Source organism: Pseudomonas sp. AC242, from assembly GCF_979258655.1.
On record NZ_OZ409873.1, the window covers coordinates 4410580 to 4426227 of the forward strand.

Consider the following 15648-nt stretch of genomic DNA (forward strand, 5'->3'; position numbering starts at 1 on the left):
CGAATTTTCGTCGGGTTGGTGCTGCGCAACGCCGTTTGCCTCCCGATCTTTGAACTTTTGTTTTGCCCTGCCCTGAGTAGGCTGATCACTCCTCAACAATCAAGGATGATTGGCCATGTCTCTCTCTCCCCAGCCTGCGGAAAACACGGACAAAGGACGGCACTACGAATTCATCAAATCCGCCGTCGACGACAATTTCAAGACCGCTACCGTCAGCCGGGGCCTCGCCCTGGCAGCCTCGCCACTGAAAAATGAAGCCTGGTACACCACCGCGCCCGCCGCCTATCTGAACAAACTCGCCGACGCCAACCTCAAGGCCTGGGGTTCGCAGAACCAGGTTGACCACCTGCTGGCGAAAACCGATCTGTACGCTTTCGCCGAACCGCTGCTCAAGGCAAAAATCAAACAACGTCACGGCATCGAGCCGGACCTCAAAAGCACCTTTCTACGCCTGTACCTGCCGAAAGAAAAACCGTGGTACGCCATCGATTTCTCCGCAGGCGTCGTGACCCGCACCGTCTCCTTGCTGGACGCCGCCCTGCACAACTTCGCCAACAGCGAAACGGTCGGTCCTGGCTCGGACTACATCAGCCAACCCGATGAACGCGGTCTGTTCGATGTCGTGCCGATCAAAAGCGCCATGCCCATCAGCCAGTTCCAGACGCTGTGCCGCGACCTGGATATCGGCGCCCAGTATAAAAAGCATCTGGAAAGCTATCTGCTACCGGGTGAACCGCTGGCTGAAGGCGTGCTGCAACACAAGGTGAACGAGAGTCAGAAAGACGCCCTCGCCGTCGCGGCGCACCTGGCACTGATCAAGGACGATATCCAGTACGACGCCTACAAAATGCTGCTGACCCTGGCCGAAGGCAAACCGCAACTGCGGCTCAATGGCCGCTCAATGCAGTGCTCTGACCTGTCGCTGCTCGGCACCCGCCTGACCGGGATCCTGCTACTGACGCATGCGGTATCGGACAACCGTGGCGTTCGACGGGTGATCGCCTACATTCCTCACGATCCGGATCACCCGCTCAAGGAGTACGACTCTCTGACAGCATTGCGCGATGAATTGACGCGGCAGTTTCGCGAAGACCGATTCAGTGCCTCAAGCCAACAGACCTATCGTCAATTCTTCAGCCAGTTTGTCGACCAGCAGCAGCGCGGACACTTCTTCGCTGAACTCGAACAGCGACTGTTCATCGTCAGGTATCACCCGCGTCAGGATCCGGCCGACCAGCGACCGGCGTGGCGCAAGGATCCGGTGGACAATCCCAACCTGCAATTCAGCCGGTTGAAATTACAGGGTGATTACTGGCGCCACGCCTATCAGCAAAAGCTCAACAAGATTCTCAACGATGCCCGGGAAATCGCCGTCTCCACCGCCGACACCGACAGCAAGGCGCGCTGGGCGTGGTGGGACAACTTCAAGAAAATCCTCTCGGACATTGCCAATGTCGCCTTGTTGATCGCCACTCCTTTCGTCCCGGGTCTGGGCGAACTGATGATGGCCTACACCGCTTACCAACTGACCAGCGACGTCATCGAAGGCATCGTCGATCTGGCCGAAGGGCTTTGGCAGGAAGCCGCCGGGCATGTCATCAGCGTGGTGACCGACATCATCCAGTTGGCCGCCTTCACTGCGGGCGCGCAGATCGGCGAAGCCTTTCGCGTGAAGCTGTCGCCGTTGGTCGACGCTATGAAACCGGTCAAGCTGCCCGATGGCAAAAACAGTTTATGGCACCCGGATCTGAGCCCTTACGCACGCAATGAACTGATGCTCTCGCCAGACGCCAAACCTGACCACCAGGGACTGCATCAGTACGGCAACGAAAACGTCCTGCCACTGGAGGGCAAGCTGTACTTCGTCGAAAAAGCCTCGACTGACGCGACGTCCACCACCCACCGCATCAAGCACCCGAACCGCGCCAACGCCTACCAGCCACGGATCGAACACAATGGCCACGGCGCCTGGGTGCATGAAGCGGAAACCCCGCAAGACTGGCCAAATGAAGCACTGATGCGGCGCCTGGGCCATCGCGTCGAGCGATTTTCCCCCAGGGAACTGGAGCAGATCCGCATCAGCAGCGGTACCGACCACAACGCTCTGCGCCAGATGTATGTGGACACCCGTCCACCACCACCGCTGCTGGCCGACACGGTCAAGCGGTTCAGTGCCTACGACGATATTCGCATCGCCACCGCCAACATCCGTAACGGGCAGCCGATTGCCGCTGAATCGGTGTGGCTGGAGCCGGTGCTGACCAGCCTGCCAGGCTGGCCGTACAACCGGGCGCTGGAGGTGTTTGCCGACACCGACCGGGCCGGCTATTCGCGCAAGTACGGCAACCCCCAAGCGTTGGAGGCCGATACCTTGAGCATCAGTCTCGCCGATCTGAACGCGGGCAAGTTGCCGGATCGGGTGGCGGGCTTTCTTACCGAGGCAGAGTTCAACAGTCTGCTGGGGCGCGAGGTTCCCCCTGGCGAGCGTGTTGCGGCCTTGCGCAATCAGCTCGCCGATGACGTCGACAAACGCAGCGGCGCCGTATCCCGGCATGTTTATCAAGCTGGGGAACGATCAGGCAAAGCCGATATCCAGCGCGTCCGACAGACGTTCCCGGATCTTCCACTCGAGCTTGCAGAAAAAGTCGTGGCGCAGGCCAAACCCGCCGAACTGCAACGCATCGCCGATGAACAACGCCTGCCGCTGCGCCTCAAGAACCAAGCCCGAGAACTGGATTTCGAAGCGTCCGCTACCCGGGCTTACGATGGTTTTTATCACGATGAGTTGATCACTGCGGAGACTGAACGCCTCGCGCTCAACACCCTCAGAGTCAATACCGACACCTTCGCCGACCTGCGCCTGGAGGTTCGCGATGGCAGCTTTGACGGACCGCTGCGCTGCAGTGTCGGGCCGGCTGACGCAACCACCGTCAGACGTCTGATCCGCGACGAACGGGGGCGTTATGAAGTGCTCGACGCCAATAACCGCCAACTGCATGAAGGCGATGATTTCTACGAGTCGATTCTTCATGCGGTGCCTGTCCAGACCTTGCCTGAAGTGGGTTATCAACGCCGTCAGGGACGCCCGCTGAAGCTATGGATCATGGAACAGGCCACGTCCCCTGCACAGCGCCGAACCGCGCTGGCAGAGCCACCCATCCGCCCGGTGGCGACGATTGAAACCGAAACGCTGCTGCGCGGCTGGCCGTGGCCGTTTGCCAAACAGACACCGGAACAACGAATCAGGCAGCTCTACCCGTACATGAAGGAAAGCGAGGTGACCACCTTCATCGAAGTGTTGAAACGCAAGGGTGATACCCCCGAAAACGCGATCAAACAGCTGGAAAACGAACGCGAGGATCTGCACCAGGCACTGCAGAAATGGCGTGACAATTACCCCGCCGGCATGGACGACTCGGGAGATCCGGCCTACGGAGCATCCCTGGATTACATGCACAACGGCGGCAGGCACATCGAAGACAAGTTGATTGAATGTTTCGAGCGTAAAAGCGATCTGTTCGAAGGTGGCAGCAATCATCCCGAACAAGGCTATACGCTGGACCTGACGTCCGATTTCCTGAGCTTTGAGCTCGAAAGGTGGTGGAAAGATTTACGCGAACAACCTGACCTGCAAAAACACCTTGAGCAGATCACCTCGCTGAGAGTCAACAAAATGCCCCTCTCGCCTACCGCCGAAGGACTACTCGGCAGCCTGCCGCAGCTGCGGCAATTGAGCGCCCGCCAGTGCGGTCTGAAAGAGATACCTTCCACCCTCGGCCAAATGCGCCGGCTCGAGTATCTGGATCTGAGCGACAACCGGATTCACTTGACGCCACAGTCCGGCGAACACCTCAACGCACTGGTGCGTCTGCGCACGCTGAACCTGAACGGTAATCCATTGGGCGTGCCACCCGATGTCGGGCGGATGTCCCAGTTGTATGAACTGGGCCTGGCCAATACCGACATTAAAACCTGGCCCGAGGGGTTGTTCGAACCCGGCAGCGGCGACTGGCCGCGACGGCGCGGTTTCATGCTCGACATGCGGCGGTCGCCGATCAATACCCTGCCCCAGGTCACGCCCGGCTCCGATCAGGCGTTTGTCCTCAGCCGCGCGCGCTTTGACCTGGCAAAACTGACCAATGAGGACAGGGTGCGTTATGGCCTGTATCGGCAATCTTCAGGCCTGGGTCTGGTGCAAAGCTATTTGCCGGCAGCCAGCAACGAGCTCAGCCATTGGCAAATGTTTCCCGTTGAGCCTAGCGGGTTCGGACCGTCCGCAGCGTTGCAAAAATATCGCGAAGAATCCTGGCATGACCTGATGGCCGAACCAGACTCCGCCGGTTTTTTCAGCGTTATCCGCAAGCAAAGGGAAAGCGCGGATTACCGGACGAGTCGCGGTCGACAGAATTTGACCCGGCGCGTATGGGAAATGGTCGAAGCGGCGGCAATCGATTCACAACTGCGCGCAGAACTGTTCAAACAGATTGTGTCCCCCGACGATTGCGGCGATCTGGGTACTCAGTTGTTCAATTCACTGGGGATGAAAGTACTGGTATCCAAAGCCTACGAAGAGTCGACATCAGCCAGCGCTCTGGATGACAGACTCGTACGCCTCGCCCGCAGTGCCGCCCGACTGAACCGAGTGACCGATGAGGCAGATTTTGAATACCAGCGTCAGAAACAGCAAAACAAGATCGATAACAGCATCCCCGCTCCCGATGAGGTAGAAATCCATCTGGCCTATGAGACCGGGCTGGCCGAAAGACTGGGGCTGCCCTGGCAGGCCGAGGGTATGCTCTACCGACCTCGCTCCGGCGTCAGTACCGAACAACTCGACGCGGCCTATAACACGATCATCAAACGCGAACAGGGCGATGGTCTGGTCAACGGAATGATCCACCTCTATTCGAAGAAGTTCTGGGAGACTCATTTGCGCAAGAACCACCCGGACCGCTATGAAACCAATGATGATTTTTACGCGGAAAAACTGGGACGGCTCGATGAGCTGCGTGATGCGCAGGCTGAATGGGCCAACGCCACGCCACAAACGCCGCTCAATCAACTGGCGCGAAAAATGGAAAGCCTTGCCGATCAACTGGGCATACCGCAGGCAGAGGTCTTCAGCGGCGAAGCCATGAGCGCCGCACGCCACAGACGGCTGTCGGACAACATTGGCTATGAGCGCGATGAACTGTCCAGGCAGTTGACTCGTGAAGCATTGGCCAGAGCGGGTTTCTGACGACAACGCTGTTGCTCTGCCAGCCCGGTCAAAGCTGGCAGAGCTTCATCGCGCCTGCGCCACTTCCGAATCCCGAATCACGGTGACGTGGCCTGAGTAACTTCACGCCACGCCGGGCTTCGATGTGATGCACTTCGGCCGTTGCGGCGCTGACGTTGAGCGCCAGCAACAGACCGCCACAGGATCGGGCCAGGCGCGAAGATGACTACGCAACAGCCTCATTCGACACCCGGCGCCCTGGCGTTGAACAACAACACGACGTTGCCGCTGTAATCGCCAGAGCGATACCCGCCCGCCGGTTCGACAGGGCTGATCTTCAGGGCCACGCGTTTGCCGGCCGCCGCCTCTTCCTGAGACAGCACCTGGCGCGGCGTGATGTGTGAACTCAACTCCACGGCATTGAACGTGACCTGTAACTCGATCACCTCGCCGGGGCGGCCGTTTTCCAGATAAGGGTCGGAGCCAAGGCGCGCCTCGATCGCGCCGCTGTCGTGGCGCAGGTCGAAATTTTTCTCCAGGCCACCAAGCGTCGCACGCGGGTAATCCCAGGCAAGCCGCTGGGTCCGGTGAATCCAGTCCGGCTCTGCGGGAATAATGTAGAACGGCCGGCTGGGAATGGTCAGGGACACTTCAAAGGTGTGTTCTTCGCGAGCGGCCCAGGCCCCAACGCTGGCCAACACGGCAGTGGCCATCAGCGTGCCGAGGATGCATTGCTTGATCATGTGGTTTACCCGATGCGTCATTGGAAAACAGACCTAGCGACTGGCGGTCTTTATGGTTTTTCTGGCGCTGCCCTCGATCAGGAAGAAGCGGTACTCGCGCCCCTTGTCCTTGTCGAACGCGAAAGTCTTGCCCGCCAGCACATGGTGCTTGGTGGTCGCACCACAGTCGGTTTCCTTGCTCAGCGAACAGCTCTTGAACTCATCGACAATCACTACGGTGTTACCGTCATTGCGCAGCTCATAGCGGCTCTCGGTTTCATTGACCACGGTGGCGAAACGAACGTCCTTGGGCCGCACGAAAAAGATCGTGCCGAATCCGGTCATGACATTGACCCCGGCCGAAAGCGATTTTTTGTACTCATCCCGCTCTTCGCCACTGACCACAAAGTCGTCTTCCTTTTCCGGGACTACCGGGACAAAACGCACGCGAAAATAACGCTCACGATCACGCTCGCCCATGTACAGCAAACGCGTGCCTTGCATGCCCTGAGCCGGGACGATCAGCCGCGCCGGACTGGCCATCAAACCATTGCGTGAGGCGCCGTCGGCAGCGTTCTCGACTGCAATTTCCTGCGGCTTGCCATCGCTGTCGTAGATGATTTCCAGCACATTGATCTTGACGAATGCCGTCGCGTCGCCGCTATTGAACACGCGTTTCAGATAGGTACTTTTATCGGCGTCGAGATAGTCGTAAACGGTGCCGACATTGATCTGCGGACCGGCCTGCGCCGTCAGGCAAAACACGCTGAGCAGGCCCAGCAGAAAACCACGGTTCATCGTTTTCAACTCCATGAATGTCGAGAATGGCCAGGCGGGACCGCTCATGCTTCCGAGTCCCAGATAATGGTGATGTTGCCGCGCAGCCGGTCACTCAGGCCGGGGCGCAACAGGAATTCGATGGCAAACGGGGTCATGTCGAAATGCAGCGTGCCGGGCTTGCGATCCACGTACAGGCTTGGCAGGAACGGCCCCGCCCACTCGTCGTGTTTTAACGGATGCCGGGTGACATTGCCGCTGGGACCGGTAATCCCCGTCGGCAAGCTGAGGGATACTTCGACCTCGGTGGTATTGCCCTTGGGGCTGCCGAGCTTGCACGCCGGGCCGCCAGTGGAATTGCACACCATCTTGACTTTGAAGCGCGACGAGGCGGACAGGTAAAACAGCTGATCGCGAAAAATCCGCGTCGGCTTGCGCCCGCTGTCGATCCAGCGCGCCCAGCCACCTTGGGGTTCCAGCGACACCTGGTTGCCACCCGGCGGCAGATCGACCTTGAGGGTGTGCTGTACGTCCAGCACGAAGTCCAGGGTGAGGTTGCCGTCATCCGGTTGAAATGTCGCGCCCATATCGAAATCACCGTTGGGCCCCATGCTGTAGGAGATGGATCCGGTGTACAGACCGCTCGACATGTTCAACGGGTTTGGGGTTTTCAGCTCATACGCAAAATCAATCCTCTCGAAGTACATAGAGGGGATGCGAAAAGCGGCGGTTTTGGTACAGGGCGCTTGCACAGGCGTCTGCCAGAAAAAGCGATAGGTGCGATCGCTGTACCCGGCCACGCTAGTGCCTTGGCAAGGCGCCGGGGCATAAAGCCAACCGCTAAGGGACGTCCAGAGGATGTCATGGCCTGTGGGGGCTGCCACTCCGGTCAGGTTATCCACGCTATCGCTGAGGACAAATCGGGAGCCGATACCGGTGATACGCACCTCTACGGTTTCCGTTTCCTGAGTATCCTGATTGGTGACCGTCAACCGTCTCCAGCCAGCCGGAACCTGCACTGAGACATCGTCACCCGGCCTAAGCTCGCCTGAGCTGTAGCGGACGGGCAACTCAATGCTGAACATGTTGTTGCTGGCGCATTGCGCGGGGAAGTTTACGCAATAGCCACTATTGGGTGTCTGGTTGACGAACAGGTTCTTGCCCGGCTGAGAAGCATCCGGTTGAAACAGCGCGCGGATCTCCTGATTGATGGCTTGTGCCGGCGACATGCTCAGCGCCAGCGCCAATACACATCCACTTGTGATTATCTTCATCGGATCAACCTGCCTTCTGTTCGGTGAACGTAACGTCGGCCAGCGTGTCCGGCGTGCAACGCAGGTCGCCGATCATCAACACATCGTTTTCGCTGCGATGGCTGCCGGCATCGAGGCGGAACTGGCACAGCAACTGGTTGCCCTGACGCACTTCGAGGGTCGGTGAGCCGGCGTTCATTTCCATCGAGAAGAAGCCGTCGACTTCCGTTACACCGCGGCTGGCGTGGTTGATCACGTGATGGCCCTTGAGCGGCCGTCCTTGTGCGTCCACCAGTCGACCGAGCACGGTCAGGGTTTTCATCACGCGGACTTTGCGGTACTCGACCCCGCCCTTGTTCAGGTGATAACGGGTGCGTGCCGGTTCAATGCTCGCCGCCGGCACGTGGGTACCCTCGAAATCAAAACTCACCGAGCTGTTCCGGTACGCGGTGATCGGGATGAAATTGCGCCCCGGCTTCAACGCCGCCCCGCCACCGCTGTAATCGTCAGCCCGCAGGACGATGTCCTCGATATCCGACTCGACATCGACGATCATCCCGGCGCCGCGCACATCGCTCTGGCTGGTCATGAGCATCTGTTGCCCGCCGACCACCAAGGTGCTGTCAACGTTGAGGCCGCCGGTGAAGTTGCCGTTGTAGGAGGAGCGCTGAATGAAGCCATCACCATTGACCGCGTCGGTGCGGAAGTTGGCGAGGCTGGCGACGCCCACCCCGTAAGTATCGGTGAGTGCCGTGAGCGACACGTTTTGCAGGACGTGATCCTGAAAATCCTTGCGCCAGCCGAGGGAGGCGTTGTTGTCACGTGTGCCGTCGCGGGCCGTGCGTGAGCCGATGCTGCCGGTGATCTGCTGGCCGGGTGCGCCAAGCGCCATGTTGATGCTCAGGTCGACCCCGCGATTGCGCGCATCACCACTGCTGTAACTGCCGGGCCGATCAAACAACGAAAGCCGCCAACTGGCGTCACTGCCCAGCAGGGTGGTGCGCTGCGTCCAGCCCAGATCCATACCCATGCCTTCGACATTGCCTTCGCTGTGCGACACCCGCGCATTGACTGAACTCTTGCTGCTGACGCGATGGTTGAGCGCCAGCGAAGAATTGCTGGTCTGGCCGATGAACACGTTGCGCGGACGAACCCGAGTGCCATCGGGCAGGGTGTCGTAGGTATAGGTAGTGTCGAGCCAACTACGACTGTGGCTGACGACGATGCTTCCGGCGCCATAGTTGTAGAGGCTTTGCAAGTCGAGACCAGTGCCGTAATCCTCGGTCTTGTAGACGTTGGCGTAGAGGCTGAGGTGATTGGCCAGGGTCCAGTCGATGGACGTACCGTATTGCAGTTTTTCGCGAATCTGCCGCGCCGACAGCCCGAGGATCACCCGCGGATGCAGCAGGTAATTCACTGACGCGCCCGCCGTCGGATTGCCGCTGGCCTGGGTGTCCCAGTTGCTCAGCAGTTTCTGTTCTTCGCCGGCAAAGACGTTGTAGCGCCAGCGCTCGTCGAGGTTGCGCCAGTTGTTGGGCTTGTACACCAGCTCCTGGGTGGTGGAGGTGATCTGACCGTCTTCGATCAGCCGTACTTCCACTTCATAAATGCCGCCGGGCAGCGGTCGGGTATCGAGGGTCTGCAAGCCGGCCGGCACCGATTGGGTATTGATCAGCAGACCATCGCGCCAAATCTCCACCGAGCCCTGACGGTTGGCGGTGACATAGATCGGATAAACGCTGGGCATCGCGCTGTTGATGGCCAGGCTGTCGGAGCTGCCGTACATCACACCAACGGCGGTGTCGGGGCTGGTGCCGAACGTGCGCGGCTGGCGCATCAGCCCTTCGGAATTGGGGGTGAAATAGCCCAGACGGAAAAAACTGCCTTGCAGTTCGCGCTGGGTGTGCAGCTCCTGGATGGCGTGATAAAGCTTGTCGTCCGGGCCACCAAGACGGGCAACTTGCAGGTTCAGCGTCTGGCTCCAGTTGCCCAGGCTTGAACTGGCTTCGAGGCCGAAGCGTCCGCCCAGATCCTGCTCCTGACCACCGTTGAGGTTGAGCTGGTTACGCACCATCAGGCCGTGACTGCCACTGTCGGGCTGCTCGTAATAGCGCTTGGCCTCAACGTCGCGCTCGGCATTTTCGGTAAGGATCGAGACCAGGGAGTTTTCCAGGTTGTAATGCACCGCCAGAAACTGGTCCGGACAGGAACCGCTGCACGCGCCCAAGGGCACGCCGGGCTTGAGATAGCTCGCCCATTTTTCCCGCTCGGCCGGACCGAGACGGTTATCGCTGGTGTCAGTGAATTCGAGCAGGGTGATGCGATCATCGTGCGACAACACCACCATGGCCTCACCCAGCGGTTGCTGATCGACTTCGACCCGTACCGCCAGAGGCACATCAAAGAAATGCTCTTCGAAATCCGCCGGCAAACCCTTGGCCTGCGCCAGCAGACTGCGGGGCGTGGTACCGGTGGAGTTGGACGCCACGGCTGCGCTGGCACAAAACAACAGCGCAAGCGCAGCCGCGATGGGTGTCATCGGGAACATGAACTCGTACTCTGATTTACAAACAAGGAAAGTCCGACGGGACAAACACTGCTATCTGCCCCGTCGGTTAGCGCCACTGTAAAAGCGCGCCTTAGTGCCTGATCAATGCGATCAGTTGCCAGCAACCGGTGGCACGGCATCAAAGATCATCGCCACGGAGCCGGTGTAATCCCCCGGCACGAAGTTGCTGCCCACCGCGCTGATTTTCAGCGGTGCGCGGTAGTTGACGTCCGACTCCGATTCACCCACAACCATTTGCGGGGTGAGGGTCAGTTCCTTGTTGTTAAGCATGACTTGCAGGTCGATCGAGGTATTGCCAGCGACCAGCTTCGGCTGGCTCTCCAGGCTGGCGTGTACCGAACCGTTGTTGTTGCGCACATCGAAGAACCCATTGACGTCGCGCATTTTCCCGGTGCTCGGCTGGTAGCTCATGTCCTGGTCTTTGTTGACCAGGTCCGGATCGGTCGGCACTACATAGAAACCGTTGGTCGGCACATGCGCGACAAGGCTGATCGAGTGCGACGCTTCACCAGCGGCGAATGCGCCAGTCGAACCCAGTGCCAGGAGAGCCAGTGGAGCGGCGATTGCGAGTTTCTTGAACATCGTTATGTACCTGTTTTCTTGATAGGGGGATGAACATTGAAAGTTCAAGACAATCACTGCCCGAGTCGCTGCCCGAGTTGAGCCAGGTCAACTTGAACTTTCAATGCCGAAGCATCATCGACTGTTAACTCTTGGAAGTAAGCAGGCAACTTCCGACAACCGCGTAGTTAAACAACCCCATGACCCGCAAGAAAAAAGAACATAAAACAGATATTCAAAACATTGACTGTAAGTTTCACCCTACAGACAGTTTCAGTAAAAAAACCATACAGCAACTTCACCCTGACAGCACGGCAACTTAGTGCAATTTAGAACATATACTCTACATACAATAGAGCGATGACTTTAACTTTCAAGTTATCGTTTCCGACAACCGGCCGAGATTCGCTGCTTGCGCCCGAATCGGATCTGCCGCTCGTCAGGCGACGCCCTTTCTCGGGGAAAAACGTCTTGCATACTCTCCAAGATATATCTTAAGTTATATCTAAACACGACGAGAGAAGACAGAAATGAGAGACCATCATTCCCCCCATCGCGAACACGGCGACGGCCGTGACGGCTTCGAAAAGCGCCCCGGGCGCGAGCGCGGCGGCCGAGGCCCTCGGGTGTTCGCCCCCGGTGACCTGAAATTGCTGCTGCTGGCGCTGGTCGCCGAACAGCCGTGCCACGGCTACGACCTGATCCGCCAGATCGAAGGCATGTTCGACGGCGCCTACAGCCCCAGTCCCGGCGTGATCTACCCGACCCTGACCTTTCTCGAAGAAAGCGAGTTGATCACCGGCGACGCCGAGGGCGGCAAAAAACGCTACAGCGCCACCGACGCCGGTCGTTTGTCTTTAAGCGAGCAAGCCGTGGCGCTGGACGGTGTGCGTATGCGCATCGATGTGAGCAAACGCTCGCTGCGCGGCCATGATCGGCCGCCGGAAATCCATGAAGCCGTGCACAACCTGCGCCATGCCCTGCAGATGCACCACGGCCGCTGGAGCGCCGAAGAAATCCTGCGCGTGCGTGACCTGCTCAACGACACCGCCAAAGCCATCGTCGACGGCCCTGCCGTTCAACCTGCCCCGGAGAAAGCCGAATGACTGCAGTCGATACCCAAACCATTCACCGTGTGATGCACGAAATCAAACGCCGCAAGCTGGAAGTCCTGCGCGTGGTCGACCTGACGCCGCGTATGCGCCGCATCACCCTCGGCGGACCGGAGCTGGCCGGGTTCATCAGCCTGGGCACCGACGATCACGTCAAACTGCCGTTCCCGCAGAACGCCGAACAAGCCGCCGCGCTGGAGACGATGGTGCTCGGCGCCGGCAAGGACGATGGGCCGAAACCGGAAATGCGCGACTACACACCGCGTCGCTATGACCTCGACGCGCTGGAGTTGGACATCGATTTCGTTCTGCACGGTGACGGCCCTGCGTCGACCTGGGCGGAGCAAGCCACACCGGGGCAGTTCCTGCACATCGGCGGGCCGCGCGGCTCGATGATCGTGCCGGACATTTTCGACAGCTACCTGCTGATCGGCGATGAAACCGCCCTGCCCGCCATCGCCCGCCGCCTCGAAGGCCTGGCGGCCAATCGCAAGGCGTTGGTGGTGATCGAAGTGGAAAACGGCGCCGAGCAGCAAGTGCTGGAAAGCGCAGCGCAGGTCAATGTGATCTGGGTGTTGCGTGAAGGTGGCAAGGACAACCTGCTGAGTACGGTGAAGCAGTTGCAGGTGCCCAAGGGCAATCTGTATGCGTGGGTAGCCACAGAAACGAAAGTTTCACGGCAGATCCGCCGGGTGCTGATCGATGAGCACGGGCTGGATGAGCAACTGATCAAAGCCGTCGGCTACTGGCGCGCCGAAGGCACCTCCGAAGAGGAGTAAATCCCCAGATCAAAAGATCGCAGCCTTCGGCAGCTCCTACATTGGAATGCGTACACCTGTAGGAGCTGCCGAAGGCTGCGATCTTTTGATTTTCATCGCCGTAATCGGTCCATGCCAATGACCAACAACCCAATCAGCACAAACCCCACCAAAATCCCCCCGGCATTGATCAGCACCTGTGGATAACCCAACACCGCCACATCAATGAACGGATACGCATACGCGCCGAGCAAATGCCCGCGCAGCAGCGCGTAGATGAAATACACCAGCGGATAAATCAGCCACACCGGCAGATGCCACCAGCGCAAAGTGCCCTTGGGCACGCACAACCACCAATAGCCTAGAAACAGCAACGGCATCACGTCGTGCAGCAGTTCATCGGCAATAAATTGCCAACCTTCGGGATGCCACAAATGCCGCAGCAGAATGCTGTAGGCCAGTCCGACCACAGCAATGCTCACGGCAATCCCACTGCTGACCCACGGCAGCAAAAACCAGCGGCGCGCAGCGGATTCACGCTCGGTCACCGCGCAGGTCAACACCGTCGCCACCAGCGTATTGGTCAAAATCGTGAAATAGCTGAAAAAGCTCACCACGCCGCCCAACAGGCTCGCGCCAACGCTTAAACGCGCGAAGAAAATCAGGTAAAGCTGAATGCCCAATCCCGCCCAGCCCAACACGGCTGCGCAGGTGATCTGGCGACGACGCCAACAACAGGCGTCCATTTCAAAGCGGTCGCTTGGTGCGCATCAACTTCACGTACAGGCGCTCGACCTTCTCCCGCGCCCACGGGGTTTTGCGCAGAAACGTCAGGCTCGACTTGATGCTCGGATCACTCTTGAAGCAGCGAATATCGATGCGCTCGGCCAGCCCCGACCATTCGTAATGGCTCACCAGCGCATTGAGAATCTGTTCGAGGGTGACGCCGTGCAGCGGATCGGGGGTTTGTTCGTTCATGCCAGGCCTTTGGGCGAAGTGAAAATGCAGAAGCCGCGCACCTTAGCCGAGGGGGTGATCGGGTGGAAGGCCTACCTTCAAATGTAGGCCAACCTGAAAAGATCGCAGGCTGCGAAGCGGCCGACAATGCGCCCGTTTGCCGCACTGTTACCGAATCTGAAACGCTGCATGTTCACAAAAGGCCTTTGTGTTTTTGTAACAGATCATTATCCTGCCGCCCTTCCGCTGAATCGCTTCACTGCCTGCGACTTATTGAAGCACTCAGCTCGCGCCCCCGAAAACACCAAAAAAAGACTTAGCCATGCCCGATTTTTCCTTCTCCCGAGACAGCGCTATCTTAACCCTGCGCACCCTTGGCGGCTGTACCGCCCTCGGCCTCGCCAGCTGCGTGCAAGCGGCGCCCGCGTTCGACAGTGAATCACCGTACATGCTCGGTGACTGGAACGGCACGCGCACCGAACTCTCGGAAAAAGGCTACGATTTCAAGCTCGATTACACCGGCGAAATGGGCAGCAACCTGCACGGTGGCTACGACCATGACCGCACCGCGCGTTACAGCGATCAGTTTGGCCTGGGCACACACCTGGACCTGCAAAAGATCCTCGGCTGGGACGATGCGGAGTTTCAACTGACCATCACCAAACGCAGCGGCAACAACATCAGCAACGACCGCATCAACGATCCGCGCGTCGGTGGTTTCACCTCGGCCCAGGAAGTCTGGGGCCGTGGCCAGACCACACGCCTGACGCAGATGTGGTACCAGCAGAAGTTCTTCGATCAGAAACTCGACATCAAGGTCGGCCGTTTCGGCGAAGGCGAAGACTTCAACAGCTTTCCGTGCGACTTCCAGAACCTGGCGTTCTGCGGCTCGCAGGTCGGCAACTGGGTCGGCGGCATCTGGTACAACTGGCCGGTCAGCCAATGGGCGCTGCGCGTCAAATATCACCTGACCCCGGAGCTGTACGCACAGGTCGGCGCCTACGAGCAGAACCCGTCGAACCTCGATCGCGGCAACGGCTTCAAACTCAGCGGCAGCGGCACCCAGGGCGCAATCCTGCCGATCGAACTGGTGTGGACGCCGAAACTCAACGGCCTGCCGGGCGAATACCGCGCCGGTTACTACTACAGCAACGCCAATGCCAGCGACGTCTATAAAGACAGCCACGGCCAACCGGCGGCTCTCAGCGGCGAAGCCTACCGCAGCGCGTCGAGCAAACACGGCGTGTGGCTGGGCATTCAGCAGCAGATCACCAGCATGGCCAGCGACAACTCGCGCGGCCTCAGCGTGTTTGCCAACGGCACGATGCACGACAAGAAAACCAACGCGATCGACAACTACGTCCAGGCCGGCATCACCTACAAAGGCCCGTTCGATGCGCGCGCCAAGGACGACATCGGTTTCGCCCTCGCCCGCGTACACGTCAACCCGGCCTTCCGCAAAAATGCTGAAGCCAGCAACCGCGCCAACGCCGTGTACGACTACGACGATCCGTCGTTCCTGCCGCCGCAAGACACCGAATACAGCGCCGAGTTGTATTACGGCGTGCACGTAACCAACTGGCTGACCGTGCGCCCGAACCTGCAATACATCCGCCACCCCGGTGGCGTGAACAACGTCGACGACGCCCTGATCGGCGGGATCAAGATCCAGTCCTCGTTCTAAAGCAATACGCAAATCCATTGTAGGAGTGAGCCTGCTC

General features: G+C 59.2%; 11 protein-coding genes. 4 read left to right on the forward strand and 7 right to left on the reverse strand.

The features are described 5' to 3' along the window. Nucleotides 1–115: 115 nt before the first annotated feature. Nucleotides 116–5239, forward strand: coding sequence for a dermonecrotic toxin domain-containing protein (locus ACZZ0A_RS19705; protein ID WP_463543628.1), 5124 nt, complete (start codon nt 116–118; stop codon nt 5237–5239). A 218-nt stretch (nt 5240–5457) separates the two neighbouring features. On the opposite strand, the gene ACZZ0A_RS19710 is transcribed toward ACZZ0A_RS19705, so the two are convergent. The 5 genes from ACZZ0A_RS19710 to ACZZ0A_RS19730 form a co-directional block, all read right to left on the reverse strand. After that, the gene (locus tag ACZZ0A_RS19710; protein ID WP_042704860.1) at nt 5458–5961 is read right to left on the reverse strand and encodes a CS1 type fimbrial major subunit; all 504 of its coding nucleotides are present in this window, start codon (nt 5959–5961) and stop codon (nt 5458–5460) included. Nucleotides 5962–5994: 33 nt separating this feature from the next. Then, a complete protein-coding gene (locus ACZZ0A_RS19715; protein ID WP_007916787.1) occupies nt 5995–6738 on the reverse strand; it encodes a hypothetical protein in 744 nt (247 codons plus the stop codon). Nucleotides 6739–6782: 44 nt separating this feature from the next. Continuing rightward, nucleotides 6783–7991: a hypothetical protein gene (locus ACZZ0A_RS19720; protein ID WP_007916788.1), complete on the reverse strand. Its 1209-nt coding sequence runs from the start codon at nt 7989–7991 to the stop codon at nt 6783–6785. A 4-nt stretch (nt 7992–7995) separates the two neighbouring features. Beyond that, nucleotides 7996–10518 carry a CS1-pili formation C-terminal domain-containing protein gene (locus ACZZ0A_RS19725; protein ID WP_007916790.1) on the reverse strand — a complete coding sequence of 841 codons (2523 nt, stop codon included), beginning with the start codon at nt 10516–10518 and terminating at the stop codon, nt 7996–7998. A 111-nt stretch (nt 10519–10629) separates the two neighbouring features. After that, nucleotides 10630–11121 (reverse strand): CS1 type fimbrial major subunit, encoded by a 492-nt coding sequence (locus ACZZ0A_RS19730; protein ID WP_007916792.1) that lies wholly within the window; start codon nt 11119–11121, stop codon nt 10630–10632. 509 nt (nt 11122–11630) lie between these two features. Between ACZZ0A_RS19730 and ACZZ0A_RS19735 the strand changes: the two genes are divergently transcribed. Both ACZZ0A_RS19735 and ACZZ0A_RS19740 read left to right on the forward strand, forming a co-directional pair. Next, complete coding sequence (locus ACZZ0A_RS19735; protein ID WP_007916794.1) at nt 11631–12206, forward strand: PadR family transcriptional regulator; 576 nt, start codon at nt 11631–11633, stop codon at nt 12204–12206. After that, the gene (locus ACZZ0A_RS19740) at nt 12203–12991 is read left to right on the forward strand and encodes a siderophore-interacting protein (protein WP_463543629.1); all 789 of its coding nucleotides are present in this window, start codon (nt 12203–12205) and stop codon (nt 12989–12991) included. The genes ACZZ0A_RS19735 and ACZZ0A_RS19740 overlap by 4 nt, the downstream gene beginning before the upstream one ends. A gap of 92 nt (nt 12992–13083) precedes the next feature. On the opposite strand, the gene ACZZ0A_RS19745 is transcribed toward ACZZ0A_RS19740, so the two are convergent. Together ACZZ0A_RS19745 and ACZZ0A_RS19750 are read right to left on the reverse strand one after the other, a co-directional pair. Continuing rightward, entirely contained in the window at nt 13084–13716 is a 633-nt protein-coding gene (locus ACZZ0A_RS19745; protein WP_463543630.1) for a Pr6Pr family membrane protein, read from the reverse strand. Between the two features lies 1 nt (nt 13717). Beyond that, a complete protein-coding gene (locus ACZZ0A_RS19750) occupies nt 13718–13948 on the reverse strand; it encodes a VF530 family protein (protein WP_007916799.1) in 231 nt (76 codons plus the stop codon). A gap of 301 nt (nt 13949–14249) precedes the next feature. Between ACZZ0A_RS19750 and ACZZ0A_RS19755 the strand changes: the two genes are divergently transcribed. Further along, complete coding sequence (locus tag ACZZ0A_RS19755) at nt 14250–15611, forward strand: carbohydrate porin (protein ID WP_463543631.1); 1362 nt, start codon at nt 14250–14252, stop codon at nt 15609–15611. The last annotated feature ends 37 nt before the right edge of the window (nt 15612–15648 follow it).

Bases quoted from the DNA above. Each gene is read 5' to 3' on its own strand.
- ACZZ0A_RS19705 (WP_463543628.1), top strand. From the start codon at position 116: ATGTCTCTCTCTCCCCAGCCTGCGGAAAACACGGACAAAGGACGGCAC.
- ACZZ0A_RS19710 (WP_042704860.1), bottom strand. From the start codon at position 5,961: ATGATCAAGCAATGCATCCTCGGCACGCTGATGGCCACTGCCGTGTTG.
- ACZZ0A_RS19715 (WP_007916787.1), bottom strand. From the start codon at position 6,738: ATGAACCGTGGTTTTCTGCTGGGCCTGCTCAGCGTGTTTTGCCTGACG.
- ACZZ0A_RS19720 (WP_007916788.1), bottom strand. From the start codon at position 7,991: ATGAAGATAATCACAAGTGGATGTGTATTGGCGCTGGCGCTGAGCATG.
- ACZZ0A_RS19725 (WP_007916790.1), bottom strand. From the start codon at position 10,518: ATGTTCCCGATGACACCCATCGCGGCTGCGCTTGCGCTGTTGTTTTGT.
- ACZZ0A_RS19730 (WP_007916792.1), bottom strand. From the start codon at position 11,121: ATGTTCAAGAAACTCGCAATCGCCGCTCCACTGGCTCTCCTGGCACTG.
- ACZZ0A_RS19735 (WP_007916794.1), top strand. From the start codon at position 11,631: ATGAGAGACCATCATTCCCCCCATCGCGAACACGGCGACGGCCGTGAC.
- ACZZ0A_RS19740 (WP_463543629.1), top strand. From the start codon at position 12,203: ATGACTGCAGTCGATACCCAAACCATTCACCGTGTGATGCACGAAATC.
- ACZZ0A_RS19745 (WP_463543630.1), bottom strand. From the start codon at position 13,716: ATGGACGCCTGTTGTTGGCGTCGTCGCCAGATCACCTGCGCAGCCGTG.
- ACZZ0A_RS19750 (WP_007916799.1), bottom strand. From the start codon at position 13,948: ATGAACGAACAAACCCCCGATCCGCTGCACGGCGTCACCCTCGAACAG.
- ACZZ0A_RS19755 (WP_463543631.1), top strand. From the start codon at position 14,250: ATGCCCGATTTTTCCTTCTCCCGAGACAGCGCTATCTTAACCCTGCGC.